Source organism: Neorhodopirellula pilleata (genome assembly GCF_007859915.1).
GTDB lineage: Bacteria > Planctomycetota > Planctomycetia > Pirellulales > Pirellulaceae > Rhodopirellula > Rhodopirellula pilleata.
The window spans coordinates 316,296-341,198 of record NZ_SJPM01000002.1 but is presented as its reverse complement, the minus strand read 5'-3'; the positions used below and the strand labels follow the sequence as shown (position 1 = coordinate 341,198).

16 protein-coding genes are annotated in these 24,903 nt (G+C 55.4%); 9 read left to right on the top strand and 7 right to left on the bottom strand.

All coding sequences use genetic code 11. The features are described from left to right. The first annotated feature begins 17 nt into the window (after nucleotides 1-17). Nucleotides 18-962, top strand: a complete 945-nt coding sequence (locus Pla100_RS06430; protein ID WP_146576865.1) for a hypothetical protein — start codon at nucleotides 18-20, stop codon at nucleotides 960-962. Nucleotides 963-1,108: 146 nt separating this feature from the next. Next, nucleotides 1,109-2,671 (top strand): arylsulfatase, encoded by a 1,563-nt coding sequence (locus Pla100_RS06425; RefSeq protein ID WP_146576864.1) that lies wholly within the window; start codon nucleotides 1,109-1,111, stop codon nucleotides 2,669-2,671. A gap of 215 nt (nucleotides 2,672-2,886) precedes the next feature. Here the strand turns inward: Pla100_RS06425 and Pla100_RS06420 are convergent, their stop codons facing one another. Next, nucleotides 2,887-3,879: an HAD family hydrolase gene (locus tag Pla100_RS06420; RefSeq protein WP_231602776.1), complete on the bottom strand. Its 993-nt coding sequence runs from the start codon at nucleotides 3,877-3,879 to the stop codon at nucleotides 2,887-2,889. A 270-nt stretch (nucleotides 3,880-4,149) separates the two neighbouring features. Between Pla100_RS06420 and Pla100_RS06415 the strand changes: the two genes are divergently transcribed. Continuing rightward, entirely contained in the window at nucleotides 4,150-5,553 is a 1,404-nt protein-coding gene (locus tag Pla100_RS06415) for a hypothetical protein (protein ID WP_146576862.1), read from the top strand. A 418-nt stretch (nucleotides 5,554-5,971) separates the two neighbouring features. On the opposite strand, the gene Pla100_RS06410 is transcribed toward Pla100_RS06415, so the two are convergent. Together Pla100_RS06410 and Pla100_RS06405 are read right to left on the bottom strand one after the other, a co-directional pair. Next, a complete protein-coding gene (locus Pla100_RS06410; protein WP_231602775.1) occupies nucleotides 5,972-8,431 on the bottom strand; it encodes a 4Fe-4S binding protein in 2,460 nt (819 codons plus the stop codon). Between the two features lie 22 nt (nucleotides 8,432-8,453). Beyond that, the gene (locus tag Pla100_RS06405; RefSeq protein ID WP_146576861.1) at nucleotides 8,454-9,758 is read right to left on the bottom strand and encodes an FMN-binding protein; all 1,305 of its coding nucleotides are present in this window, start codon (nucleotides 9,756-9,758) and stop codon (nucleotides 8,454-8,456) included. Nucleotides 9,759-10,046: 288 nt separating this feature from the next. On the opposite strand from Pla100_RS06405, the gene Pla100_RS06400 reads away from it, so the two are divergent. From Pla100_RS06400 to Pla100_RS06385, 4 genes are all read left to right on the top strand, one after another. Then, on the top strand, nucleotides 10,047-11,420 hold the full coding sequence (locus tag Pla100_RS06400; RefSeq protein ID WP_146576860.1) for a Gfo/Idh/MocA family protein: 1,374 nt from the start codon (nucleotides 10,047-10,049) through the stop codon (nucleotides 11,418-11,420). Nucleotides 11,421-11,476: 56 nt separating this feature from the next. Then, a complete protein-coding gene (locus tag Pla100_RS06395; protein ID WP_146576859.1) occupies nucleotides 11,477-13,438 on the top strand; it encodes a sulfatase in 1,962 nt (653 codons plus the stop codon). Nucleotides 13,439-13,475: 37 nt separating this feature from the next. Next, the gene (locus Pla100_RS06390) at nucleotides 13,476-15,971 is read left to right on the top strand and encodes a DUF885 family protein (RefSeq protein ID WP_146576858.1); all 2,496 of its coding nucleotides are present in this window, start codon (nucleotides 13,476-13,478) and stop codon (nucleotides 15,969-15,971) included. A gap of 119 nt (nucleotides 15,972-16,090) precedes the next feature. Beyond that, nucleotides 16,091-17,629, top strand: coding sequence for an outer membrane protein assembly factor BamB family protein (locus Pla100_RS06385; protein ID WP_146576857.1), 1,539 nt, complete (start codon nucleotides 16,091-16,093; stop codon nucleotides 17,627-17,629). Here the strand turns inward: Pla100_RS06385 and Pla100_RS06380 are convergent. After that, nucleotides 17,623-18,537, bottom strand: coding sequence for an alpha/beta hydrolase (locus tag Pla100_RS06380; protein ID WP_146576856.1), 915 nt, complete (start codon nucleotides 18,535-18,537; stop codon nucleotides 17,623-17,625). The genes Pla100_RS06385 and Pla100_RS06380 overlap by 7 nt on opposite strands. 517 nt (nucleotides 18,538-19,054) lie before the next feature. Continuing rightward, on the bottom strand, nucleotides 19,055-20,440 hold the full coding sequence (hisD, locus tag Pla100_RS06375) for a histidinol dehydrogenase (RefSeq protein ID WP_146576855.1): 1,386 nt from the start codon (nucleotides 20,438-20,440) through the stop codon (nucleotides 19,055-19,057). A gap of 122 nt (nucleotides 20,441-20,562) precedes the next feature. Here hisD and Pla100_RS06370 point away from each other — a divergent pair, with 122 nt between their 5' ends. Both Pla100_RS06370 and Pla100_RS06365 read left to right on the top strand, forming a co-directional pair. Then, nucleotides 20,563-21,606: a GntG family PLP-dependent aldolase gene (locus tag Pla100_RS06370; RefSeq protein ID WP_146576854.1), complete on the top strand. Its 1,044-nt coding sequence runs from the start codon at nucleotides 20,563-20,565 to the stop codon at nucleotides 21,604-21,606. Further along, a complete protein-coding gene (locus tag Pla100_RS06365; RefSeq protein WP_146576853.1) occupies nucleotides 21,558-23,117 on the top strand; it encodes a hypothetical protein in 1,560 nt (519 codons plus the stop codon). Before Pla100_RS06370 ends, Pla100_RS06365 begins: the two co-directional genes overlap by 49 nt. Here Pla100_RS06365 and Pla100_RS06360 read toward each other — a convergent pair. Next, nucleotides 23,086-23,856, bottom strand: a complete 771-nt coding sequence (locus Pla100_RS06360; RefSeq protein WP_146576852.1) for a PIG-L deacetylase family protein — start codon at nucleotides 23,854-23,856, stop codon at nucleotides 23,086-23,088. The genes Pla100_RS06365 and Pla100_RS06360 overlap by 32 nt on opposite strands. A gap of 68 nt (nucleotides 23,857-23,924) precedes the next feature. Further along, on the bottom strand, nucleotides 23,925-24,869 hold the full coding sequence (gene radC, locus Pla100_RS06355) for a RadC family protein (protein ID WP_146576851.1): 945 nt from the start codon (nucleotides 24,867-24,869) through the stop codon (nucleotides 23,925-23,927). Nucleotides 24,870-24,903: the final 34 nt, after the last annotated feature.

Here is a 24,903-nt window from a genome sequence, read left to right as displayed (position 1 = left end):
GAGAGGAACCCGCGCTGATGAATCGTCCATTTTTTTTCTTGCTCACTTCATGGGTGTTGACTCTGTGGCTAACCTGCCAAACGGCTGTCGCTCAGCCGAGAACATGGACCAGTCGGGCGGGCGGCGCCACGATCGAAGGCGAGTTGATTGCGGCGAATGATTCGACCGTCGTCCTGAAACGTAAACACTCAGGGCGATTGGCGGCGGTCGAGTTGGCCGAACTTTCCCCTCAGGACCGCGAGTTCGTTCGCGAACGGGTCGTCAAAGGCGACTCTGGTTCGAATGATCCCGAACACATGCAGACTTGGACGTCGCGTGACGGATTGAAGATGCAAGCGAAAGTGGTTGCCTACGGCAAAAAGGATTACACCCTCGCAAACATTCGCGGCGTTCCGACGATCAACGGCAAGGCGTTCTCTTCCATGGACCCGCTGCATCAAGCGGTGGCACTGAGAGTGCTGTCGAAACTAGAGTCCAAGCCGATGGAAAATGAAGCGGATCTGAGACGTTTCGTTAGTCAGCTGGCCGGCAAACCCAAGACCTATCCACTCGAAGGTGTCTTGATGGAGTTGTCCACCGGCGATCAGATCGCAGTACCGTTCTTCATGTTCAGCGAGAAAGATCTCGAGGTCTTGAGTCCCGGTTGGGAAGCTTGGCTGCGGTCCGAAGAATCCAGCCGGTCCAGCGAGGACTTGATGATGCGATCCGAAGCGATGGCTTATCAACAAGCGGCATCGCAACAAGCCGAACATCAACAATTGGAGTTACTCAAACTCAACATGCTAGCCGCCCGCACCGGGTTGACGTCGTTTTGGGAAGTTCAGTTGCAACCACGACCAGGTGTCTACGGCCGACCGACGAGCGTCATGGTGACGGCTCGCAATAGCGAAATCGCGACGCAGATGGTCTTGTCCAACTACCCCGGCTATTCGTTGATCGGTGTTCGTCGGGCGAGCTATTAAAAGCCTAAGGCAGATAGTATCCAAACGAAGTGAAAGTTTCAGGAAGGCCCAACCGACAGTGCAGAATCTGGATATCATCAAACGCGACGGCTAGTCGGACTCAATCTTCTCAGGTCTCTCTCTATCACTTCACGAGGTACTTCAACATGAAATTTCGATTCACAAGCTCGTGTTTACTCGTCGTTTGGGCCGCAGTTGCGGCGACTCTTCACGCACAAGAAAAGCCAAACGTCCTCGTCATATGGGGCGACGACATCGGCACCGAAAACATCAGCTTCTACAACCGTGGCATGATGGGCTATCAAACTCCCAACATCGATCGTGTCGCGAATGAGGGAATCTTCTTCACCGACTACTATGGCCAGCAGTCTTGCACAGCCGGTCGGGCCGCGTTCATTAGCGGAAGCGTTCCGGTCCGCAGCGGCATGACGAAGGTTGGAATTCCCGGCGCGAAGGAAGGTTGGCAGAAAACCGACGTCACGATGGCGACCGTGATGAAGAGTCTCGGGTATTCGACCGGTCAGTTTGGTAAGAACCACCAAGGTGACCGCGACGAACATCTGCCGACGATGCACGGCTTTGATGAGTTCCTCGGGAACTTATATCACCTCAACGCAGAGGAAGAACCCGAGAACGAAGATTATCCGTCCGACATGGTGATGGCTAACGGAAAGACGTTCGCGGAGCTTTATGGACCACGAGGCGTCTTACATTGCAAGGCAGACGGCAATGGTGGTCAAACGATCGAAGATACCGGACCGTTGACCAAGAAACGAATGGAAACCATCGACGAAGAAACGCTAGCCGCAGCGAAAGATTTTATCAAGCGTCAACACTCGGCGGGCAAACCATTCTTCTGTTGGTGGAACGGAACACGGATGCACTTTCGTACCCACGTTAAGGAAGAACATCGCAACAAAGGAAACGACGAATACACCGACGGCATGATCGAGCACGACATGCATGTCGGCGAACTGCTTGATCTGCTTGACGAATTGGGAATCGCCGACAACACCGTGGTGCAATACTCGACCGACAATGGTCCCCACTACAACACATGGCCCGATGCCGGGACAACGCCATTTCGCAGCGAAAAGAATTCGAACTGGGAAGGCGCCTACCGTGTGCCGTGCTACGTCCGTTGGCCTGGAAAATTCAAGGCCGGGACCGTCCTCAACGGTATTGTCGCTCACGAAGATTGGCTGCCCACGTTTGCGGCGATCGGTGGTAGTACGGACATCAAAGAACAATTGAAGTCGGGTGTGACGCTCAATGGACGCGACTACAAAAATCACATCGACGGCTATAACCAGCTCGACTACCTAACCGGTAAGTCCGACGAGTCTCCCCGGCACGAGTTCATGTACATCAACGACGATGGACAAATTGTTGCGATGCGGTATGACGCCTGGAAAGCTGTGTTCCTTGAAAATCGCGGAATGGCGTTCGAAGTATGGCGCGAGCCGTTCACGGAACTTCGTGTTCCATTGCTATTCAACCTCCGCCGCGATCCATTTGAAAAGGCTCAGCACAATTCGAACACTTACAACGACTGGTTTTTGGCTCGAGTGTTTGTGCTTGCACCGATGCAACAACTCGCTGGAAAATTCCTGATGACGATGAAGGAATTCCCGCCGAGCCAAACCCCTGGTTCGTTCAACCTCGAAAAAGTGCAAAAGCAAATCGAATCGAGCATGGGCGGCAAGTAATTCACTTGGTCTCTCTTGAAAAGCCGCAAACCACAGCAATTTGCTTTGGTTTGTGGCGAGTCGGCCGTTGATTGCAACGGTATTGAGCATTTTCGTTTAACGGCGAGCCGCAGGCGTAGGCAAAACAGGGCAACGACGCCTGCGGCTTGCCGTTAAACGACGACATCAACACCCACAACGTCGGTGGCGATCAGCGAGAATTGTCGAATGATCCTCTATTTCCTCACAGGATGAATCTGCTTCCAATCCCGCTTCATGTCGACCACGACCCAACCTCGCTGATTGGCTTGGCTCCATGCTTCGTTGAGTTTGCCGATGTGGGACTCGCGGTCGTAAGCCCATTCGCGTTCAGCGTCGGTATGGTGAACGATCAAACCTAGTCGAGGCGTCGTGTCGGCTTGGTCGCGTGGGATCGTTGTGTACTGAAGCATTTGTAAATCGCCGTCGGAATTTCCGCCGGCGAGCAGGGGACGCCGGCCAATGTGTTGGTAGATTGCAACCGGTTTGCCTTCTTTGTCATCGACGAATGGATTTTGAGCCAACTTAACGATTGTCGGAACGCCTTCGACCATTTCGAATTTGGCCGCGACGCTCGAACCGACTACCTGCTCCGGCGGAATGCCGTAGGTTTGCTCCGCGAACACTCGCATGAAATCAACCCCGCCACCGGAAACGATGAACGTCTTGAAGTCATTCTCCCGCAAGTATTCGAGTAGCTCCAACATGGGTTGATAGACCATTTCATGGTAGCGTTTGCCAGTTTGAGGATGCTTCGCGGTCTCAAGCCAATGACGAACGGAGTCAGAGAACTCGTCGGCCGTCATGTTCGCGTGCGAAGCGGCAAAGATCTGAACCAAACCCTCTTTCCCGCTCGCCATGACTCCTTGGATGTCACCAGCAATCGCACTCTTGAAGGGCTCGGTCGATATCCATTGTGGATTTTCCGACGCCATGCTCTTAACGCGATCGATAGCAAAACTTAGCTGAAAGTAAACGGGTTGTTCCGACCAAAGGGTTCCATCATTGTCGAATGTCGCGATTCGCTGGGAAGCGGCGACATGGTCGGGTGAATCCTGGTTCGCGACACGTTCGACAAAATCGACAATGGCCTTCCTCGATGGCGAGTCATTCCACGACGGGAGAGGCTCGGCGGCAATCGCGGGCGAGCAAAAGAAAACAGCCAAGAGGCACTGAAGAAGTCTGTTCATTGGAATCACCATCAAGTTTGAAGTGAGATCGATCTTATCCCCAGGGACGTGCAAAACGAATATCAATTTTAGCCTAGTTCGCCCGACTCCGAGTCAGCCGATCGTGGAGTGAAAGCGTCGAGTCCGAGACATTGGTCTCGGAACTTAATTATCATACCGACGACCGTCGATTTCGCTGGGGGCGCACGCAGACAACCGACTGTTTATACTACCCATCGCGGACACCACAACTCGGCGGAATCACACACCTCGGCTTATCAAGTTAGACCAATGAAATATCGAACACTCATCCATGCGGCCTTGCTTTCCATCTATCTGGTTTGCCCCACGATGGCCGAAGACAAAGAGAAGATCGCGATGCTCCTGGATCGATCGCCGTCACCTGCAAACGCGATCGGCTACATCAACGTTCCTTCACTCAACAGGCTGATGAAAGACGCTGGATTCTCTAGCCAGGCGACCAACACGATTGAAGAAGTCTGGTTCATCGCTGATATGGACCTGGCCGGATTACGTCCCAAATGGGAAGCCGGCTACGCGGTGTTGAAGCAACCGGTCGATGCCGATCGGTTGGCCGAATCACTCGGCGGGTATGTCGATACGGTTGAGAATCAAAAGGTCGTTCATTCACCTCAACAAACCTACTTCGTTCCGGGAACGACGCATCCAGAGCGACTAGGCATTCTTCGGCCAACCGATCGGGCGCTGCTTGCAGGCTGGCTAACGCCAACGCTCAATATCCAATACTCGCCCTACCTCAGTGCCCAAGCCAACCAGCCCGAGGCCTATCTTTCGTTCATGATGACCGTTGAGTTGAAGAACCTCATTTCGCCGGTGCCATTAGCGAAGCGATTGGAGGGACTCAAGTCGTTGCAGTCCAACCGTCCTGAAGCGGTGGCCAAAATTTTGGCATCGATCGAAGGCATCAGTGTGATCGTCGGCCGACAAAGCCTGCAACAGTTCATCGTCAAATTCCAATTCTCCAAGTCACCATCGTCGCTCAATTCGATCGCTCCGGACATGTTGGCCGAGATCCTCGAGAAGAATGGGTTTGCCGCTCCGGAAGTCAAAACGTGGAAGGCATCGACCGAAGGCAACGAACTGTCATTGCAAGGTCCGGTGACGCAAACCACTCTCAGCGGGCTGCTCAGTATTTTCAGTTTGCAAAGCCAAGCCGAGCGAGTCGCAAATCGGCCGTCACTGGCCGATGACAAAGAAAAGCAGATCGCTTATCAATCCAAACATTACTTTGACGAAATCAACAGCATCATCGAACAAACTCGCGACCACCAATCGCAAACCGCCGGAGCGATGGCAAGTTGGAATGACAAACGAGCCCGCCAGATTGATGAATTGACCACGCTTAACGTCGATCCGGAAATGATTCAGTACGGCACGAACGTGGCCGAACTATTGCGAGGTAACGCGCTCTCGGTTCGTCAAACGAATATTGAGGCAGGCAAGATCAAAGCCAATCAAGGCCTCGACAACGGCTACTACAATGACGGATCCGGCTACTATAACTTCAACAGCAGCACGGATTATCAACGCGTTACCGACGCGATGGCGCGAGGCAACGCCTATGGCAGCTATCGCGAAGCGCTCAACCAAATCGATCAAATGACCGCAGCGGTTCGCCGGGAAATGACCCAAAAGTACCAAATGCAGTTCTGAACCCGATCGAGCAAGAACTGCATCGATATAGGCCGATTAAGCATCGCGTGAACAATCACTGGCCTAGGCTTCCAGCCTTGTTATATCCCACAAGTCCTCATGTATTGCTCCCCTGCCAGCTCGTCTGGCAGGAAGCCGAGGTAGGCAAGCTCGACACGAGCCGCAATTCGCCCAACCTTCCGATTTTTACTTGTGCTCGCCGCTTCAAGCGGCGAGCACAAGTGAAAATCGGAAAATTGGGAGGGTGTCGTTGTCTAGCTTGCGAACCTTATTCACCCACGAGACGAGCTCGTGGGGGTCAAAAAGATGTGGGGTATAAAAAGGCTGGAAGCCTATGCCACTTATGCGATCACCTACTCAGCGGCAGGTGGGCATCGCGGCGGGTGACGCAGAGACCGAAACGACGGTTAGCAAGAACTCAAAACGGGCTGGAATCGTCCGGATCGTTGGGAGCGATCCCGAACGGATCGAAAGTTGCCTCGTTTTCCGATGGAGTCTGCATTTTGGCGTCGTTCAAGCTTTTCGATTCCTGTGCGGGACGGTCGTTCGCTGTGTTCGCATTGATTGATTGCAGCGGTTGATAAGAACCATGCAATTGACGATCTTCCTTCCCTTCACCGGCCTCGATGATGATGGCGGACTCGTGCAGCACGTGGCGTTGTTTGACGTTGATCGCATAGCAGCGAGTTTGACACAATCCGCAGCCGACACACTTGTCGGCTAGCACGACGGGTGCGGCGTAACCGGAACCCTCGACGGGATGTCCCATTTCGTCGATCTGGACGCCGACTTGGGTGTATTCAATCGCATCGTAGCCCGCCGCGTTGCACTCCTGCACACACAAGTCGCAGGCTTCCTTTCCTGCAAACGGTAGGCAAGTCGTTTCGTTGACGATCGCAAGTCCCATCCGAGCGTATCGCTTTTCTTCCAACGGCAGAGCACGAATCGCCCCGGTCGGACACACCTGGCCGCAGGCATTGCAACTCGATTCACATCCGGCCCAATTGGCCTCGACGACTGGAGTCCACAATCCCTCGAATCCCTGCTGGAACCCTTCAGGTTGAAGCACGTTGTTCGGGCACGCTTTGAAACACTCGCCACAGCGTATGCACATTTCTAAGAACGCTTGCTCGGGAACGCTGCCGGGAGGTCGAACGGGCAAGAAAGTATTGCCTGAATCGAGCTTCGCGCCGTAGGTTTTTCCGAGCACCGTCACCCCAGCGGCTCCGGCGAGACCGGCCGCCGTGCCACCTGCGAGCGACAAGAACCCTCGGCGTCCCAGTGCTGTCTCACCGGTCGGCGGATCATCAAGGATCTTCAGCTCGACGAGATTGGTACGTTCGACAAACTTGATCGCGTGCGTGGGACAAACGCCAGCGCACGATTGGCAAAGCGTGCAGTCGGTCGTGCGTGTTGTGAAATCAGCCTTAATGGCGTCGAACGGACAGATCTCGACACACTTATTGCAATGGATGCAACTCGATTCGACCTTCCGTTCCGTTAACCGAAACAAGTTCCCGATCGAGAACACCGCTCCACTCGGGCACACGTACTTGCACCAAAATCGCGGCCTGAAAAAACCCAAACCCAACACGGCAAAGAACATGGCGATGCTAAGGAAATGACCTGCGTTCACGCTGGGAACCAGATGCCACCCGCGAGCAAGACCGATCTGCAGCGGATCGAAGAGAAACAAGTATCCTCGGGTCACCACAGGAATCGCCGCAAAGAATCCAGAGATCAAGACACCGCCCGCCGAGGCAAGCAGGATCGTCAGTAACAAGTAATACTTGATATGAACCCACCACCCGTTGTCGGGTACGCGGAAGCGTTTGATTCGTCCGGCGATCGCCCAGTCAAACAGATCGATCGTGGTCCCCAGCGGACAGATGTAGCCGCAAAAACCACGCGGTACGGTCAGGCAAATCAGGAGGATTGCCGCTGCGGAACCCAACGACCAAACCCAACTCCGTGACGCGATCGCAGTTGATAGACTGACCAACGGGTCGATCATCAGAAACATTTCTGCGGGTATGAACTCTTTGACCTCGAGCGTCTCGGCATAGTGACTCGGCCAAGCGAATGGGTGCTCATTCGTGGCCATGAATTCGTCGGCGATCGTCACTCCGGTAATCACATTGAACAGCATAGGACTGATTTCACCGACCGGCTTGAGACGAACGGTCTGCTCGCCTGTTTCGATCATCGTGAACTCACCCAGTAGCGGTTCTTCCAGTTCCGGTCGCGAAGAATCGACGGACGGGTGCAGGAACACTTTCTGTTCAGGTTCGATCTCGAACCCTGGAGTACGGATTTGAAAACTTCCGATACCGGTTTCTTGATCGAAACCTAAAAAGCTGAGCTTGCCGATGACTTGAGGCTGAGTTGGCCGGGCATGGTAGGGCCAACAGACATAGAAAAAGAGCCAGCAGAACAGCACAAGACACAACGCCTGACTAAGACGCCGCACCGGCGAGGCCGACCATGATACGCCTATCCAGCGAAGGAATCGGCGCAGCCGACCCCGCTTCTTTGTATGCCAGTCCGATTGGAAACCTGGAGTCGTCTTGCGGAGCAAACGGCCCACGAGTGACTTACTTGGGTTTGCTCCCGCCGGCAAACGTCGGATCGCGGGAAGGAACCAATCCAAACGTATCAACGCGGCCGATCGCTCGTCTCGCCAACTGGATTGTGCAAAAAAGAACCCCAAGAACAGATTCAGCCCCACGATCAACCAAGCCCAATTCCTGCTCGTTTGATCCCACGTTGACGCCGAACTCATCGGCAGCCACAAAATGCCCGCCAAAAGAACAGCGATGGAAAGCAGCGTGATCGCTATCAGGCGGCCAACGAGTTGAGATCGCTTTGAATGGTTCACGATACTTCCAAACCGAATTGAATCAATCTCGGGCTCCTTGAGCGAGTGCACGTGCGGTCGCATTGACAATCGCTTGCGACGTGATTGTCGCACCGCTGGTTCCATCGACATCGCGAACGCTCTGATTATCGATGATCTGATTCGGAGTGTCGGTCAACGCCGCGTAGAACTGCTTTTCCTGATGTTCGATGACGTCGACACTGGTAATCTTTCCGTCGGCCACCACCGCTCGCACGGTTAAGTCGCCGTTGTAACCGACGGCTTTGTCGCGGTACTCGCCATCGGCAACTTGAGTCACGTCTGCCTTATCGAATAAGCGAATCGCGTTGATCGAGTCGCTCGCGCGTCCTCGGAAGCGAGCCAGGTATTCTTTGTTTCTGGCTTGATTTCGATCGAGGATTTGCTGGTAGTACTCGATCGCTTCGTCATACCGGCCGGCCGCTCGCAAGGCGTCCCCCGCGTTGAGAAAAGCCTCGTTGAATGCGTTCGTTTGAGCGTACGTTTTGGTAACCTTCAATGCTTTCTCGACTTCCCCCATCTCGCCAAGCAACTTGATCGCGTTCAAGTGAAGCGGTTCTTTTTGCATCAATCTCATCGCCATCGGTTTGCTGCCTAGCCGGTAGTAGCACTCGGCCAAGTGGACGCCCGAAGGCCTGCTCATCTGAGGATTCGACTTTTCGAGCCAATAAGCGGCACGAGGATAATCTTGAAACAAGACAAAATACTTCTCGGCGAGAGCACCATAATCACGTTCAAGAACCTCTGGCCGACCTTCGTGATGATGAATGCATTCATACAGCAGCTTGATACCCGATCGCCAGCGAGACGGATTGGGATTCACGCGTCCCCAAAAATACTGTCCTACATTCTTGGACTCATTCCATGGGCCTTCCGCTTTCAAAGGCCAATCCAATTCAAGGCTTTTGGGATGGTCTAGTTTCGTTTCCTCTAGCCACTCCGGATCGCTCGCCCCCTCATTGTCGATGATTTGCCTGACTTCTTTTTCACTCCTCTCAATCCGCTTGGAATTTTCCGAAGTGGTTTTGGTCACTGTCGGAGTATTTTTTTCGTTAAAGACAAAACGTTTGCCTTTGATGGTCACCGCGTGAACGATGGCGTACGAATAAGTACGCGTGATGGATTGCTCGCCGATCCTGGTTTCAAAATCGAACTCCTTATCCGCTTTTCGAATCTCAAGAATTCGACCGCTGAGTTCGGTGCCGTTGAGAAACTCGACGCGATCCTGGGCGACCGCTTGGTTGCCAAATACCGCTGCGGATCCGATGCACCAAAAGCACCAAACCGCCTGGAAGATTGATCGATACATCAGACTCGTTCACTACTCTGGAAAGCTATTCCGAAAAAGAAGGTTCATTCGGACACCACCGCCATGCCTTCAAAAATCATCTATCGCCGGCTCACCCACGATCGAACGTGATGGACCCAAACGAAGCTTTGACAGGCTACCAGCTTAACCGATTCCTGGTGAGTTGGATCGTTCAAAAAAACAAGGTTCGCCGCGCCCGCCCACCTCACTGCGGTGTTCCACTAAGATGGGGATCATTACCAAGACCTCCATCCCCACCTTCCCCGCCTTTTTTTGACGGCCCTTCCGATGTCAGATCAACTATCGATTCAACGAAATCCCGTCGTTTCACGTCGTCAGTGGTTAGCCAACGCTACCCTGATTGGCGGGGCGGCATTGGCCTCACCACGACTGCTGCGTGCGGCATCGCCGAACGATCGCATGCGAGTGGCTTTCATCGGGGTCGGCGGCCGGGGCGGTGCCAACTTAGCCACGATCGAAGCGACCAAGGCGATCGACGTGGTGGCGCTGTGCGACGTCCAGCAGAATGCACTCGATAGCGCCGCGTCTCGATTTCCGAACGCCGCGGCCCACCGTGATTTCCGCCGACTGTTCGATCGCCAAGGCAACGATATCGACGCGGTCGTCGTCAGCACGACCGAACACACTCACGCGTTTGCGACAATGCCGGCACTGCAATTAGGCAAGCATGTCTATTGTGAGAAACCGCTCGCGTACAACATCGACGAAACGCGGCGCATCACGGAGGCGGCCGCCAAGGCGGGAGTGGTCACCCAAATGGGAACGCAAATCCACGCGTCGCCGAATTACCACCGGGTTGTCGAGAAGATTCAGTCCGGCATGATCGGCGACGTCACCGAAGCCCACGTGTGGGTCTCGCGAGCGTGGGGTTTGCAAAGCGAAGCCGATGCGAAGAAACACGGGGATCGCTTGTACGTCGCCGAACGACCGACCGAAGCGATGACGCCACCGGCGAATCTCGACTGGGACTTGTGGCTCGGCCCGGCACCGGAACGGCCTTATAACGATGTCTACTTTCCCGGCCCGAACTGGTATCGTTGGTGGGACTTTGCCAACGGCACGATGTCGGACCTGGGTAGCCATTGGAACGACTTGCCGTATTGGGCGTTGAAGCTCGACGCACCCAAAACGGTCGAGTCGTTCGGGATCGAGCCCCACGCCGAGATCGCCCCGGCTTCAATGACGACCGTTTACCAATATGGTGCACGCGAGAACATGCCGCCGGTGCAACTGAGTTGGTACCAGGGGACGCACAAGCCCCAACGATGGACCGACGGTGAGATCCCGCAATGGTCCAGCGGCGTTTTGTTCGTCGGTACCCGAGGAATGCTGTTGTCCGATTATGGCAAGCATGTTTTGCTGCCGGAAGAGAACTTCGTCGATGTGCAACCGCCGGCGCAGTTCATCCCCGAATCGCCAGGCCATCACGCCGAGTGGGTTTTGGCTTGTCGCGGGGAGGCCACCACGGCGAGTCCCTTCAGTTACGCCGGACCGTTGACCGAGGCGAATCACCTCGGCAACGTGGCCTATCGCGCCGGTGAGAAACTACACTGGGACGCGAAGGCGATGAGGGCTGTCGGATGTCCCCAAGCTGATCCGTTCATCAAACGGACTCCCCGCAGCGGTTGGTCGCTGGGATAAATCTTGACATTTCTTTCACTGTGATAATCGTTGGACCTCATTTCAAATTGATCAACATGAGACCGCTCTTTTTATTGTTTAACCTCGTCGCATGCTCGCTTCTCGCGTTACCTGCTCATGGCGAACGGCCCAACGTGATCCTGTTTCTCGTCGACGACATGGGCTGGATCGATTCGACGCCGTACGGATCGCAGTACTACGAAACGCCGAACATCATGCGATTGGCGAACCAGTCGATGCGATTCACTGACGCGTACGCGGTACCGCTTTGCTCGCCGACTCGTGCGACGATCCTCAGCGGTCAGTATTCGGCACGCCATGGAGTGACCAGTGCTAGCGGACACCTGCCTGCCCGAAGCGCCGACGCGTCCCGCTATCCTGAGAAGGCATCGCCAACAGCGAAGTTCATTTATCCAACGAGCAAAAACTTTTTGGACCCGCAATTGATCGTGCTGCCGGAAGTCTTGCGTTCGGCGGGCTATCGCACGGGACACTTCGGCAAGTGGCACATGGGGATCGCGCCGCAGCACCGGCCGGATCAACACGGATTCGAGACGACTTGGTTTTGCGTCCCTGATCCAGGACCACCAAGCTATTTCTCACCCTACGGCGTCACGCAGGAAGGCAACGCGGGCGGGCGTCAAAAAGTGGGAACGATCACCGACGGTCCCGAGGGTGAATACATCACCGATCGGTTAACCGACGAAGCGGTCCGGTTCATCAAAACCCACCGTAACGAACCCTTTTACTTGAACTTATGTCAGTACGCCGTCCATGGTCCGTGGGGACACAAGACGTCTTATACCGAAACATTTGCCGACAAGACTGACCCGCGCGGCAAACAAAAGAACCCGATCATGGCGTCGATGCTTAAAAGCGTCGACGAAAGCCTTGGTCGCGTCCTCGACACGCTCGATGAACTAGGTCTCACGGACAATACCTTGTTCGTTTTCTATTCTGATAACGGCGGTAACACACACAGCCGCACGTACGACGATCGCAAGCTCGCCAATGTCGGTCCCGGTCATCCGCAATACGATGCGATCCAAGATTGGCGTAAGTGGGCCGGTGGTGAACCGCCAACGAACAACTCGCCATTGCGTGAAGGAAAAGGTCGGATCTACGAAGGCGGCCAACGGGTGCCCTTGATGGTGCGATGGCCCGGCCGAGTCGAGCCGGGCACGACGAGCGATGCCGTCGTTGGACCGATCGATTTGTATCCGACGATCTTGGAAGCCACCGCTACGGAGCGTCCTGAAGGGCACGTGCTCGACGGACTTTCATTGTTGCCCGTACTCGAACAAACAGGCGACCTCAACCGAAACGCCTTATTCACTTGGTTCCCGCATTTGATTCCCGCCGTCAGTGTTCGCGCGGGTGATTACAAGTTGATTCGTCGCTGGGAGCCTCACTCGTCCTATCCCGAAGTGAGAGAGCTGTACGACCTTTCCGATGACATCGGCGAAACAAACAACTTGGCGTCGAAGATGCCCGAGAAGGTCGCCGAATTGGAAGCCTTGATCGACGCGTTCATCGTTGATACGGATGCGGTAACGCCTCTGCCCAATCCCGCCTATCAGCCTCAAGCGGCACGTGCGGCATTGAATCGCGAACCGACGTGGGGGCTGGTACCCAAGTCTTGCGAGATCGAAGTCCTCGATGACGCAATCCGCATCACCGGTGCCGGTCGAACGCCTTTTCTCGGCACCGCTCAAGTTCGCTTATCGGGCCCGCTGACGATGCGACTCCGCACGCGATCTTCCGCCGGAGGACGAGCCAAAGTTCAATGGAAGACCATCGATCAAGAGGCCTTCCCCGAATCTGGGCAAACCGTTGAGTTCGACTTACCAAACGGCAACGAGTGGCACGAGACCAAGATCGATGTGCCGCTTGAAGGTCGCTCCGGGACGGTCCGACTCTACTTGCCTGCAAACGATTCGGTCGTCGACGTGCAGTTGATCGAGTTTGCGGGTAAGTCGGATCAAACGAAAGCTTGGGACTTCGCCGGCGACCGTTAGTGAACAAACGTACTGACCATTCCATCTGAAAGACACCATGACGTTACGCCTGCTTGCCCTGGCCGCTTGCCTGATGATCAGCGTTCACGGAAACGCCCAGTCACCGGCTCAACCGCCAACCGAATCACCGAACCATTCGCCTGGCCCCGATGACGCACGCTTGCACGGTTTGATGGACCGCGTTTGGGAATTCGAACTGAACGAGTTTCCGATGCTCACCACAGATGTCGGCGACCCACGCCATCAAGATCGTTTGGGCAACAACAAGATTTCTGATTTCGAACGACGCGATCAAATGCGAAAAGCATTCCTGCTCGAACTCGATGCGATCGATTCAGGCGGCCTGAAACCGTCCGATGGTGTCGACTACGAACTCTTGAAACTGAGGCTTTCCGAACCGCTGGTCGATCACCAATTCGGATTGCACTTCATGCCGATCAATAACCGTGAAGGGTTTCATATCTCGCTTCCCGAATTGCCGCGTGAGATGGACCCAACGTCGCTTGCAGATTTTGACAATTACATCTCCCGTTTGAATGACGTTCCCCGTTTTGTTGACGAGCAAATCGAACTTTTAAAGCAGGGAATCGAACGCGATCTGGTTCAACCGGCGATCATCATGCGTGACAGCGTCAGCCAAGCCCGGGCGCACGTGGTAACTGAAGCCAAAGACTCTTTATTCCTGACCAATTTGAACCAAGAGGCGATCGCGAAATTGCCCGCTGATCGTTGGAACGAAATCCGTGTTCGGATCGAACAGGCGATCATGGAAAGCGTGGTTCCCGCCTACGAACGCTTCGCGACGTTCTTGGAAGAAACCTATGTTCCGGCTTGTCGGGGAACCATCGCGGCTCGAGCGTTGCCCGACGGACGTGAACTTTATCAATCACAAATCGCGAAGTTCACAACACTCGATTACACGCCCGAGCAACTGCACCAGAAAGGCATTGCCGAAAACGCACGCATCCGCACTGAAATGGAAGCGATCCGTGAAAAGCTGGCATTTGACGGCGACTTGCCGTCATTCTTGGAACACTTGCGAACCGATCCGAAGTTCTACGCCAAGACGCCCGAAGAGCTCCTTCAATCAGCGGCGTTGATATTGAAGAGGATCGATGGGCGTTTGCCCGAATTGTTCGATCGCTTACCGAGAATCCCCTATGGCATCCGGGAGATCCCAGCTTACGTTGCCCCTCAAACGACATCAGCTTATTACTGGCCACCACCGACCGACGGTACTCGCGGCGGGTTCTATTACCTCAACACCTACAATCTATCGGCCCGGCCGCTGTATCAACTCGAGGCCCTTTCGGCGCACGAGGCGGTTCCTGGTCACCATTTGCAATTGGCTCTTCAAGCGGAGCTGGACGGTTTGCATCCGATTCGTCGTCGCAGCCACTTTACCGCCTTCATCGAAGGCTGGGCATTGTATAGCGAACGACTCGGCAAAGAGATCGGTTTGTATCAAGATCCCTATCAAGACTTCGGCCGCTTGAGCATGGAGGCGTGGCGGGCGAGCCGGTTGGTCGTCGACACCGGCATCCACGCCATGGGCTGGACTCGCCAACAGGCGATCCAGTACATGAGCGAAAACACCGCGCTGTCTCAGCATAACGTCGTCGCCGAAGTCGATCGTTATATCGGCTGGCCGGGTCAAGCGTTGGGATACAAGGTCGGCGAATTGTTCATCACCGACCTGCGACGCCAAGCCGAAGAAGCGTTGGGTGATCGGTTCGACGTGCGACAATTCCACGACATGCTGCTTCGATCGGGCTCGATCTCGCTGCCGGTGCTCGAAGATCAATTCCAACAGTATTTGGCGGATTCCCGAGCGAACATGGCGAAATCCATTCCGGTCGCCCAGTCGCCCGACGGCGGGAAAGCAGCAGAAGCCTCGAAAACGGATCGGTTTGATCCCGTTGTCCGGGAAATTGAAGGCTGGACCATCCACATCGACCCTGCGTTGCTAGGAGAATCAAGCGAGGCGGATGATCGATCGCTAGTAATGTTGGCCAATCATCTTCAGCGGATTTCGATTTTGGTTCCGCCGGAGACGCTGACCAAGTTGAAACAAATTGAACTTTGGATCGAGAAAAATCATCCCACGTTGGGTGCGATGCAGTATCACCCCAGTCGCGGTTGGTTGCTGGCCAATGATCACGATGAACGATTGACCCAAAAGGTGCACATCCCGCATGCCGACCAGCTCTTATCAAAAGAACAGATGCTCAAGCACCCCGCCGTGATCTTGCACGAATTGGCACACGCGTACCACGATCAGTTCTTAAGCTTTGATCATCCCGAGGTGATCGCCGTATTTGAAAAAGCGAAATCATCCAAGACTTATGAGGACGTGTTGTTGTACACCGGCCGCAACGTCCGTCACTATGGATTGAACAACCACAAGGAGTATTTTGCCGAGGGAACCGAAGCGTATTTTTACCGCAACGACTTCTATCCCTTTGTGAGGGCCGAGTTAAAACAGCATGACCCCGATCTACACGATCTACTTCAGCGACTTTGGGGCGATTGAGGAAGATTGTTCGTTGATCTAATAAACCAACAACCTGTTAGCGGCGGGCCTTACAGTTCCCATACGATTCATTTTGGCAAACGAGAACGAACGTGCTTTCGAAACCCCAGGAATGTACGATGCGATTGACAACTGTTTTTAGCTTGTTGCTAGCGACGGTTACGGTCGTCGCTGGCGAACATTGGCCGCAAGCTTCCGGCCCGCAACTGAACTGGAAAGCCGAGGGTCCCGAACCGCCGATGAGTTGGTCCGTTAGCGACGGGACCAATGTTCTTTGGCGGACCACCTTACCCGAAGGCGGCCAAAGTGCTGTGACGGTCTGGGGAAAGCGTGCCTTCGTGACGACGCACAAACCGATGCAGGAAACAAGCGATCGGCTTGAACCAAACATCATCGGCTATTGCCTCGACGCAACCACCGGCGAAATTCTTTGGAACGTTTCTCTACCCGGCACAGATCCGGTGCAGACGGCGGGGATCTTCAGTGATGCGACCACATTCGCGCCAATCTGTGACGGGGAACATGTTTGGTTCTTCAATCGTTGCGGTTCGATGGGTTGCTACGACCTGGAGGGCAACCAAGTTTGGCTGCGCGAATTCCAACCCCGAACGCGACACACGAATCGTCAGTGCGAGCCGATCTTAGTCGGCGACTTGATCATCACTGTCGAAGTTCGAAACAAGGAAGCGGGACAAAAGCTATTGCGTCACAAGCCGGTTCCCGCCGGAATCGACCCACGTGATGTTTGGACCTATTTGCATGCGATCAACAAAAACACGGGCCGGGTCGTGTGGATCGGAGAAGCGGGGACATGCGTCCACAACACTCCCATGGTCGGGCGACTGGCCGATGGACGGTGGGCAATCGCCCATGGACGAGGTGGGGGCCACGGTCCACTCGAAAAACCCTACGGCGTGACGTTGACCCTGTTGGAAACCGGCAAGTCACTTTGGAATCTAGAAGTCAACGGCGATTGTTCTTGGAATTCTCACTGGAACTCGAATTTCGTTTTTTGGTTCGATAAACAAAATCATCTAGTGATCGATACGACCACAGGTAAGTTACTTCGTTCACAACGCCTGGACGAGAATGTCGACGTCACCGATGCACAAACCGGAGCACGCGAGTTGGGCACGTCCCTTCACGTTGGCAAGCGAATGCCATTGACCAATCAAACGAACATCGTCGTTGACCGCTGGCATTACTTCCTCGCTCATGACGTCCATGCCATCGGCCGCGTGAATATCGAAACGGGCAAGACGGAATACTTGCGTGTTCCGGTGCAAACCACTGGAGCCTCGAATTCTCAACGAATCTGGGACTTGAAAGACGCGATCTCGACCGATACCACGAACTCACGAGGAATCGACATCGCCCTCGACAAACGAGCCAAAGGCACCGGATGGGGACACGTCTCGGCCGCAAGTCCGATTCTGGTCAATCGCCACCTCTACATCCCGATCATGAACGGCACCGTCTATGTGGTTGACGCGCACGCCGAAATCTTCGACGAACGCGCGCTCGTTGCCGTAAACGATCTTGGACCGCCCGGTGCAACCTGGACATTAGCTTCCTTTAGCTATGCCGACGGTCGGCTTTGGATGCATACGATGAAAGAAGTCATTTGCATCGGCACTCCTGATTCAATTGATTATTGAAAGAGCTTCTGGGCGAAGTGGTACAGATTGTTGCGCCAGTGCGTCGGATCGTGCCCGTGTGAGTCAACATTCCAAATGTGCGGAACATCGTTCTCTTGAAGGTAACGTTGTAAACGTTGACTGATTCGGATCAGTCCGTCTTGATTGCCACAGGAAAGCCATAGCAATTCCAGTTGCTCTTTGATTTGTTCCGGATTGGGCACCAATTCCTCGGGGGTCTTTGTATTGGGTGCCGACGAGAGCCCGCCTACCCAAGCAAACGTTTCCAGGTTGGTCAGACCAAAATTCAGTGACTGGCCACCTCCCATCGATAAACCCGCCAGAGCACGATGTTCTCGATCGGAGTGAACGGAATAACGTGACTCGATGGCCGGGATCACGTCGTCGAGTAAGTCTCTTTCGAACACTGCGAAGGCGGGCGCACTTGCCATCACATTGCCTTCGGCACGATCGTTTTTCTGGGCGCGACCGTTGGGCATGACGACGATCATCGGAACGGCTTTGCGATCGGCAATCAGATTGTCCAGCAACACGTTCGGTTTGGCGAACCGTTGCCATTCGGTTTCGTCGCCACCGATGCCGTGCAACAGATACAAAACGGGGTACTTTTTCTCGGACGAGTATCCCGGAGGCGTGTAGACATTCATCTTGCGAGTCGTACCGACCGTCGTCGACTCGTATTCGATCAGTTCCAGCTTTCCATGGGGAATGTCGTCGCGTTCTTCGACGATGCTATCCGCAGGATCGGGATAGTTTTGTTTGTCGTCGGGACCGAGTTCAATGGGTCCCCCAAAACCACCACCGCGTCTTCCTTCCCGGGGTTGTCTTGCGGTTGGTTCCTGTGCCTCGGCGACGAAACTGGCATATTGAAGCATGCCCAGCAGGATTACAGTGAAGAGTTTTTTCATAGGATGATCGAGATTGAAATGAGTTCGTAGGGTTGGCAACATTAGCGGTTCGGCGCTAGCCTTGGTTTTTGCGAGGGAACCGTGGCTAGCGGCATGTCGATTTAATCGTAACCCGAAGCGTCAGCGAGGGATTGAACGCCAATTGATCCTTTGTGGGTATCCCTCGCTCACGCTTTTTGAAGTTGCGCTTTTTTCGTAACCCGCTGCGTAAGCGAGAGATCATTGATATTGACTCATCCCTCGCTCACGCTTCGGGTTACGATGCAAACTAAATCAACAACCCGCTAGCGGCGTGCTGATTTAATCGTAACCCGAAGCGTGAGCGAGGGAGTCATCACCATTAAGTCCTTTGTATGTATCCCTCGCTCACGCTTCGGGTTTCGATGTGGACTAAATCAACAACCCGCTAGCGCCAAAACGGCTAATCCTAAAATTAAGGTTGGACAAAGCACAAGGTTTGAAATCAGCTAGACACCTACGAGAGAACTGAACATTCTCGTCGTTGAAACAGCTCGACTCATTCGGCTTGGTTTGGTTTAGCTTGGCGGATCGAGACGCTGTTGGCGTGAGCGGTGAGGCCTTCTTTTTCGGCAAGTCGAATGACGTCTTCAGCGATCGCAGCGGTCGCTTCGGATTCGAAGCGAGTGATGCTACCTGATCGCAAGAAACTGTTAGCGGATAACCCGGCGGCCCAGCGACATGTTCCGCCGGTCGGGAGCACGTGACTCGGGCCGGCGGCGTAATCACCCAGCGCGACGGGCGTGTGGTGACCTAAGAATGCGGCACCACTGTTGTGAATCCTGGCGATTTGGGATTCGGGGTCGGCGGTTTCGATATGTAGGTGTTCGGGCGCGAAAGAATCTGTCAACTGACACGCGTGTTCGGCGTCGCGAACCAAGATCAACGCGCCGAAATCGGCTAACGCATCTCGGGTTAAATCGCTCCGCTGAAGTTTTTCGAGTTGCGACTGAAGTTCGACTTGAACCGACTCAATGAGTTTTTCGTCCCAAGTGATCAAGATCGCCGAACCGGGCGAGTGTTCCGCTTGAGCGAGCAAATCCGCAGCGACGAAAGCGGGCGAGGCGGTTTCGTCGGCGATCACGATGACTTCACTCGGTCCGGCGAACGAATCGATGTCGACGGTTCCGAAGACGTGCTTCTTGGCCAAGGCAACGAATAGGTTTCCCGGCCCGACAATCTTGTCGACTGCGGGTAACGCATCGCAACCGTACGCCATCGCCGCGACCGCTTGCGCCCCCCCGCAACGATAGACTTCGGTAATGCCAAGCTCATGGCAAGTCGCCAACATGTCTTGGTTGTAAGCACCGAACGGGGTCGGGGGTGCCACGACGGCGATCTGCTTGACGCCGGCGACTTGCGCGGGCACGGCGGTCATCAAGACCGTCGACGGGTACGCCGCAGCGCCACCGGGGACGCAGATGCCGACGCGGTGCATCGGCACGTATCGCTGCGTCAGCCGCACACCGGGTTTGGGTTCGATCGTGACGTCGCGGTGCAGGATCGCGGTTTGGAACGTGACGATATTGTCGCGGATGCGACGGATCGATTCGATCAACTTGGGATCGGCGGCGTCATGCGCCGACTGCAGATCGGCGGCGGGAACTCGCAAGGACTCGGCGGTCAGTTCGGCTTGATCGAGCGATCGGGTGTATCGCAGGAGGGCCTCGGTGCCTTCGCGTTGAACGTCACGGCAGATCGTTTCGACGACTTCGATCGGCGTCAACGGTTTGCCGAAAACCGCCTTGGTCAGCTCACGACCGCGGGGGCTGACCAAATCACCACGTGGGCTGAGTTTTTCTCGCATTTCGTCCAAGATCGCTTCACCCCCTTGGCGAGCATCGACGAACCGGATCAATGATGAGGTGAATGGAGATGAAGTCATGTTCAATAAGTATGCGGGAAACGTAAAGAAACGAACAAATTCGGTTAGACCGGGGTTGCGAAAAATCGTTAGACTGAAAAAACAGTTTAGCCCCCCGGCGAGTTTTCCAAAGGCCTATCCCCATGATTGATTTACGCAGCGACACGGTGACGCGTCCCACCGCCGAAATGCGGCGTGAAATGGCCAACGCTTGCGTGGGTGACGGGGTCATCGATGTCGACCCCACGGTGGAGGCGCTCGAGCACGAGACAGCTCGATTGCTCGGCAAGCAAGCGGCGGTCTACATGCCCAGCGGCTCGATGACGAATCAGGTTGCCGTGCGGGTGCACTGCGAACGCGGAAGCGAGTTTTTGTGCGAGGCGGACTGCCATATCTACCATTACGAACAGGGGGCTTTCGCAGCGTTATCCGGCCTGATCGCTCAAACGGTCGCCGGTGATGAAGGCGTTTTGAAGGTCGAACATTTGCGACACCTCGTCCGTCCCGATGACGATCACTGCGTCCGCACCAAGTTGCTGTGTTTGGAGAACACCCACAATCGTTGGGGCGGGCGAGTCTTGCCCCAAGATCAAGTCGACGAGGTCTGCGCTTGGGCTCACGCGAACGGATTGCGAACGCACCTCGACGGGGCCCGTTTGTGGAACGCATCCGAAGCGACCGGTCTCGAGGTGGATCGGTTGGCCTCCGGTTTCGATTCGGTCAGCGTTTGTTTCAGCAAAGGACTTGGCGCACCGGTTGGTTCCGCGTTAGCCGGATCGTACGAGTTCATTCAAGAAGCCCGGCGGATGCGAAAGCTGTTCGGGGGCGCGATGCGGCAAGCCGGAATCATCGCGATGGGGGCCTTGCACGCGATTCAAAGTCACCGCAGTCGATTGCATTTGGATCACGAAGCAGCCCGGCAACTAGCCGATGCGGCCGCGAGTTGCGAAGCGTTATCGATCCGTGGCGGACGCGTCGATACCAACATCGTGATCTTGGAAGTCGATCCGGATTGGGGCACCGCCGCCGAACTTCAGAATCGTTTATACGAATGCGGTGTCAACTGTTTCGCGATCGGCCCTCAGGCGATCCGCTTGGTCACGCATCTTGACATTTCGCCTGAACAGATCGGGCGGGCGTGCCGCATCTTGCAGGAAGTGACCAGCACGGCGGGCAGTGTCGCTTGAAGTCGATCGCCCGGTCAGCGTTTCCCGCCATTTTGATTTTCTTGATCGCGTTGGCGTTGCGATGGCCGTCATGCGGTGAAAGCTTCTGGCTGGACGAACTGCACACCGCATGGGTGATCGACGGATCATGGTCGGACGTCCAGCCCCGGGCCGCCATTGGGAACCAACAGCCACCTTACTTTGATGTGTTATGGTGGTGGCAATCACTCACGCCTGATGCGGCAATTCAATTCTATGGCGTCGAAGCTTGCTTGCGTTTGACTAGCGTGTTGCTCACGTCGGCGTCGGCGGTGTTGGCGTATTTCATCACGAGGCAGATCACCAAGCCGGAGCCCGACGATCGAGCGTCGAGGTCATCATGGATCGGAGCAGCGGTGGCGGGGATCGTGTTGTCGATCGATGCACACGCGATCTTCTATGGCACGGAGCTGCGTCCGTATGCCGCGATCATCTTTGTCAGCACGCTGGCGATCGGCGTCGTTTTCCAAAGTAACATTCGATTCGATGCCAATGACCGATGGTGGTTGCACGCGATCGTTTTGGCGGCCGGTTGGATTCATGTCACCTCGTTGATCACGCTCGGCTGGTGGCTCGCATTGGTGATGATGGGCGACATCGCGGCGACCATCCGCAACGAGCAGTCCATTGGTCGGTTGATTCGACAGCATTTACCGGCGACGTTGATATGGATCGTCGTCAGTGCCGCATGGATATCAAGTCATTCCGGGTTATGGGACGCGAGGTCTCAATGGCAATCGTTCGCACTGGCGACGAGCCTGGCTCAAGTTTGGCGGTTGTGGGCTTGGACACCACTATTGATCGTTCCGGGATTGTTTTGGTGGTGTGGCGATCGCGGGCATCGAAGGGAAGTGTGGATGTTGGCCGGGGCGATTCTGGGGGCGACGTGTACCGGTTATCTCGTTTCCAAATACGGCGGAGTGCCGGTTTGGCATCGTCGCTACTACGTGGCGGGTTTGCCGATGATCGCGGTCTTGATGGGTTGTTTGATCGATGGTGGCGGGCGGCCCCAAATCTTGTCGGCCGGTCGACGCCGGTGGGCCGGATGGGTCGCCATCGTTTGCCTGGGGATGCTCGCGTGGCAACAGGGAACGGTCTCGCGAATCGCCCAGGGCGATTCGCGATTGGCTCGCCGCGGCGAAAACTGGCGAGGGGCGGCGGAGTTCATCCGATCGCAGAAACCGGGCAACGAACCCATCTGGGTGGACGCGAACTTGATCGAACAACAGCGTTTTCCCGCTCGCGTCGCGGACTCGAGTTACGAACAATACTTACGCTACCCGGTTGACGGACCGTATCGCGTGGTCGGCGCGGTTGGAGTCGGTACGGGGGCGCTGCCGGTTTGGCTCGATCTTTCGGCGCAGTCGATGGTGAATCCGAATCGCTACTACCTGTTGCGTGGGCGAGTGCCCGCGTCGATCGAGTTGCCTGTGGAAATTGAAACGCATTCCTTCGGCACGATTAGCGTTTTGATTCGACGATATGGTCCTTGAGCACCTGACGCAGCGGATCGTCATCGGGGCCGCAGAATCCCCAATGTTGTCGGCGCCGCCATCCTTCGGCGTGTTCGAACGCACCGCTCATTTGGCCCGTTTCGCGAGACGCTTCCTTCATCGTTTCGAGATAGCTTTCCATCCCTTGGCTTTCGTCGAGCCACTGTTTTTGGCTGACGTGACAAGCGAGCGATTGCGTTTTTTTCTCGATCACACCGGTCGTGTTGACGTAAAAGTGAGGCGTCACCAATTCGCCGGTGGGTTGTCGATTGCCGACCGGTTGGGCGTGGTAAACCGTGACGGGTTCGTAGAACGGATCGACCGGCGGAATACTCTTGAGGTTCGGCATCCCGTGTGAAAACGCGGCGCTGACGGCGAGCCGACAAGCGATTTCGTGGTCTTCCATGTAGTCAATCGGGGAATGAGTCAGGACGATCGAGGCTTTCGATTGACGCACGACGGCGGTGACCTTCATCAGGTTTTCGGTCGTGTAAGCGATCTCCATGTCGCGACAAATCGGCCGATGAAACGTGGCGCCGAGTTCGCGGGCGGCGTCTTGCGCTTCGATCAATCGCGTCGACGCGCAGGTTTCGTTGTCCATCGTCGTGCTGCCTTTGGAGCCATCGGCGATGTTCATGTAATGCAAGTCCCAACCCCGCTGGGCGAGCAACAACATCGTGCCGGCGAACAGAAATTCGATATCATCAGGGTGAGCGGCGATGGCGAGAGCGGAGGGCATCAATCGTGTGTCCAATTGCGAGGGATGTTGAATCGCTTACTTTGTCAAGCTTGAAGGTAGGGTGGCGGTCAACATTCTCGCAAACTTTGGCATCGTTCGCGAGCCACGATGATGTGATCGAGCACACCGATGCCAATTAGCTTGCCCGCTTCGGTGAGACGATCGGTGACCGCGTGATCTTCGCGGCTGGGCGTCGGGTCGCCGGAGGGGTGATTGTGCACGAGCAAGACCGCCGCGGCGGCGTCTCGAATCGCCGGTCGGAAGACCTCACGCGGATGCACGAGCGAACTGTCGAGCGTGCCGACGGTGATCCGGTGCGTGCGGATCGGCTTGTGCTTGGTATCGAGCGTCACAATATGAAATTCCTCTTGGACGGCATCGCCGGAGAGATAGGCGAACTTTTGCGCACAGTACTGGGTTGCCTCGATCGTGCTGGTGATCTTAGTCACTTCCACCGGTCTGGCGCGGGCCGCCTCGGTCGCCCGCTTGCCGAGTTCCAAGGCCGCGAGAATTTGACAATAGCTGGCTTTGGTGATCGCCGGCGTGATCGTTCGCAGTTCAGGCAATCCGTAGTTGCGGATCAGATCAAGCTCGTCTGCGAAACGATTGGCCAACTTCACGCCGCCGGTCACGGCGGACTCACCGACGACGCCGACGCGGATCAAAATGGCGAGCAGTTCGGAGTCCGACAGTGAGGCGGCACCCAACCGCATCAATCGTTCGCGAGGCCGTTCCTGTTCTGGTTTTTCCTTGACTTGGTCGCCATGAATTCGTCGATCGATCCACTGGTCGACCAACTGCAGTGGGTCGCCGTGAGTCCATTCAAAATGGATTTCGCCGTCTTCGCGAACGGTTTCCAAAACGCCCGCCTTGACGACTTCGTTGACGGTTTTGGTGATAAAACCGGCTGGCTCTTCATCGACCAAGTCGGCCAGTTCGCTGCGGCAAAAACGCGGCAAGCGGGCTAGCGGATAGAGGACGGATTGGTAACGTTGACGTCGTTTCTCACTCATTTGGCATACTCGTTCCGCTTCTCCAACTCGACCT

Coding starts and splice junctions, on each gene's coding strand:
- Pla100_RS06430 (WP_146576865.1), top strand. CDS start 18: ATGAATCGTCCATTTTTTTTCTTGCTCACTTCATGGGTGTTGACTCTG.
- Pla100_RS06425 (WP_146576864.1), top strand. CDS start 1,109: ATGAAATTTCGATTCACAAGCTCGTGTTTACTCGTCGTTTGGGCCGCA.
- Pla100_RS06420 (WP_231602776.1), bottom strand. CDS start 3,879: ATGAACAGACTTCTTCAGTGCCTCTTGGCTGTTTTCTTTTGCTCGCCC.
- Pla100_RS06415 (WP_146576862.1), top strand. CDS start 4,150: ATGAAATATCGAACACTCATCCATGCGGCCTTGCTTTCCATCTATCTG.
- Pla100_RS06405 (WP_146576861.1), bottom strand. CDS start 9,758: ATGTATCGATCAATCTTCCAGGCGGTTTGGTGCTTTTGGTGCATCGGA.
- Pla100_RS06400 (WP_146576860.1), top strand. CDS start 10,047: ATGTCAGATCAACTATCGATTCAACGAAATCCCGTCGTTTCACGTCGT.
- Pla100_RS06395 (WP_146576859.1), top strand. CDS start 11,477: ATGAGACCGCTCTTTTTATTGTTTAACCTCGTCGCATGCTCGCTTCTC.
- Pla100_RS06390 (WP_146576858.1), top strand. CDS start 13,476: ATGACGTTACGCCTGCTTGCCCTGGCCGCTTGCCTGATGATCAGCGTT.
- Pla100_RS06385 (WP_146576857.1), top strand. CDS start 16,091: ATGCGATTGACAACTGTTTTTAGCTTGTTGCTAGCGACGGTTACGGTC.
- Pla100_RS06380 (WP_146576856.1), bottom strand. CDS start 18,537: ATGAAAAAACTCTTCACTGTAATCCTGCTGGGCATGCTTCAATATGCC.
- hisD (WP_146576855.1), bottom strand. CDS start 20,440: ATGACTTCATCTCCATTCACCTCATCATTGATCCGGTTCGTCGATGCT.
- Pla100_RS06370 (WP_146576854.1), top strand. CDS start 20,563: ATGATTGATTTACGCAGCGACACGGTGACGCGTCCCACCGCCGAAATG.
- Pla100_RS06360 (WP_146576852.1), bottom strand. CDS start 23,856: ATGCCCTCCGCTCTCGCCATCGCCGCTCACCCTGATGATATCGAATTT.
- radC (WP_146576851.1), bottom strand. CDS start 24,869: ATGAGTGAGAAACGACGTCAACGTTACCAATCCGTCCTCTATCCGCTA.